The following is a 2503-nucleotide window of genomic DNA, read 5'->3' on the forward strand; positions in this document are numbered from 1 at the left end:
CTCCTGCATCAGGAGCCGCGGCCGGCCGGTGGCGGGGTCGGGTACGAGGAGAGCGGCGCCCGAGACGAGACCGTCGAGGACGGCCGTCGTCCACGGCCCGGTCCTCGCACCGCGCGGCAGCCGGGGAGCGGTCCCGGTGACCGCCCGGTCCGCCAGACCCGTGTCGAGGTGCGGCAGGCGGGCGTCGAGCACCGTGATCCCGTTGCGCCGCTGCTCGACGCGGACGGTGGAGAGCCAACCGCAGAGCGCAGCCTTCGAGGCGCCGTAGGCCGCGGTGTCCGGCGTCGGGCGGTCGGCCACGACCCCGGACAGGGCCCCGATCGCACCCTCCCGGCCGATCACGTGGACGGCTCCGCCGAGAACGGACATGGGTGCGAGGGCGTTCACCGCCATGAGGTGCTCCTCGACCGGTGCCGGCATGTCCTCGGCCCGGCCGAACGCGACGACGCCGAAGGCCACCAGGACGGCGTCCAGACCGCCGAGCAGGTCCGCCGCAGCCGGGGCGAGTTTCCGGCAGGCGTCCAGGTCGTAGGCCTCGAAGACCAGACTTGGCGGGCCGCCGAGTCGTCGGGCGACCTCGGCGAGCCGTTGCAGGTCGCGCCCGGCCGGCACCACCCTCGCGCCGCCCTCCACCGCTGCGAGGGCGATCCCGCCCCCGAGGACGCCGGTGGCACCGGCCACCAGCAATCGGAGCCCGTCGAGCCTCACGAGAACCTCCACCGTCCCTGGTCGGCAAGGACCTGACGACCGGTCGCACCACCTCCGAAGGCCCCGTTTCCGTCGGGCACGGACGGCACGTCGGGCCGGTCCCGGTCCCGGGTCGGCACCCCCGCCGGGCCACGGCCTCGTCGCCACTCCGGGGGCCGACGGGCCTTGGACGTGTCTTCAAAGGCGTACGGATGCCACATAGGTGCCCCCACGCGCCCCTCAATCGACCACCCGAGCGTCCTTTGAAAACAGCTCCTTGCGCAGCCGGCGGACATGACGCCTGACGACTCAGCCGCGAGGCGGTTCAGCCGCGGGCCAGGCGGGAGAGCCTACGGAAGCTGACGGCCAGCCCGACCGCCGCCGCCCCGGCCGGGACTGCGGCCGCGGTGAGGCCCGAAGCCGCACAGAGCGCGAGACCCGCAGTGGTGAGTGTCAGGACGGTGACGGTCAGCGCCAGGACCCTCGGGCGCCGTACCAGGCGGCGGACCGAGGGCTGCCGGCCGAGCAGTCTGTCGAGAGCCGGATCGGTGTGACGCAGGTGGCGTTCGATCCGGTCGAGGTCGCGCAGCTCGCGCTCCGTCAGTCGCGGGGTCACGGCGATGCACCTCCCTGGGCGGGCTACGACGAGCGTCATCTCTCCTCCGCGTCGCCTCCGCTCGCAGCGATTGCGCACCGGTCCTCCACGGCTTGCCCGACATCGGCAGGCCGCTCAGGAACCGGGCCGCGCACTCCGTCCTGCGGCGCGCTGCGGCGACCGCCGACCGGTCGACGCCGCAGGACGGACGAGGCAGAACGGCTCCGGAGGACCGAGCCCCGGGTGCCGGAACCGGCGGAGCAGGCCGTCGCCCCTGGCGGAGCGGCCCCGGCGCACGGCGGGTCCCGGGATCAGCGTCCCCCGCACGCTGTCCCGGCGGTGCGCGGGGACGCCGGGGTGCCCTACTGCCGGGCGGCGACGAGCGTGGCGGTGTCCAGGCCGCGAGCGGTGACGACGCGGGCCGTGCCGTCGGCGAGCCGGTAGGACAGGCCGACCACGGCGACAGTGCCTGCCTCCACGGCGTCGGCGAGGGTACGGGAGCGCTCGACCAGCAGGTCGACGGTGTGGCGTATGTGAGTGTCGATGAAGTCGCCGTCCTCGGTGTGGCCGGCGGCGCGGGCGGCCAGGACGCTCGGGGTGACCCGCTCGATCACGTCGCGCACGTAGCCGGTGGCGGTGGTCCCGTCCTGGACGGCGGCACGGGTGGCGGCCACCGCCCCGCAGGAGTCGTGCCCGAGCACCACGACCAGCGGGCTGCCCAGCACGCTGACGCCGTACTCGATGCTGCCGAGCACCTCCGGCCCCATCACGTGGCCGGCGGTACGGACGACGAACAGGTCACCCAGCCCCCGGTCGAAGATGATCTCTGCCGCGAGACGGGAGTCGGAGCAGCCGAACAGCACCGCGAAAGGGCTCTGGGCGGGTGCCGTGGCGGCGCGTCGTGCGGCGTCCTGGTTCGGGTGCTCGGGGGAACCGGCGGTGAAACGCCTGTTGCCCGCGAGCAGCGTCTCAAGGGCGGCGCGGACGGTCATTCGGTCACCGGTCATGGCGGCAGCGTACGGCGTGCGGCCGTGACCTGTCCCTCCGGGGCGGCGGTGGGCACGGGTGCGCCCTACTCCGGATGGTGCGAGTTCTGCAGGTACGGCGGCCGGGAGGAGGCGTCCGGGCCGACCGGGGTCGCGGAGGCCAGGACGAGCGGCGCGCCGGTGAGGACGGCCGCGACCGCGTCGACCGTGAGCCGGTGCCAGCCTCTGGCGTCGC

At 74.7% G+C, this 2503-nt stretch carries 3 protein-coding genes; all 3 read right to left on the minus strand.

What is annotated here, in order from left to right; all coding sequences use genetic code 11:
- Nucleotides 1-708 (minus strand): SDR family oxidoreductase (locus ABZ641_RS32895; RefSeq protein ID WP_359987802.1); only part of this gene is annotated, 708 nt, incomplete at its 3' end.
- Between the two features lie 304 nt (nucleotides 709-1012).
- Nucleotides 1013-1303, minus strand: a complete 291-nt coding sequence (locus ABZ641_RS32900; protein WP_344622334.1) for a DUF3040 domain-containing protein — start codon at nucleotides 1301-1303, stop codon at nucleotides 1013-1015.
- Nucleotides 1304-1644: 341 nt separating this feature from the next.
- Complete coding sequence (locus tag ABZ641_RS32905; protein WP_359987805.1) at nucleotides 1645-2289, minus strand: carbonic anhydrase; 645 nt, start codon at nucleotides 2287-2289, stop codon at nucleotides 1645-1647.
- Between the last annotated feature and the right edge of the window lie 214 nt (nucleotides 2290-2503).

This window comes from Kitasatospora sp. NPDC007106, from assembly GCF_040634455.1.
Taxonomy (GTDB): domain Bacteria; phylum Actinomycetota; class Actinomycetes; order Streptomycetales; family Streptomycetaceae; genus Kitasatospora; species Kitasatospora arboriphila.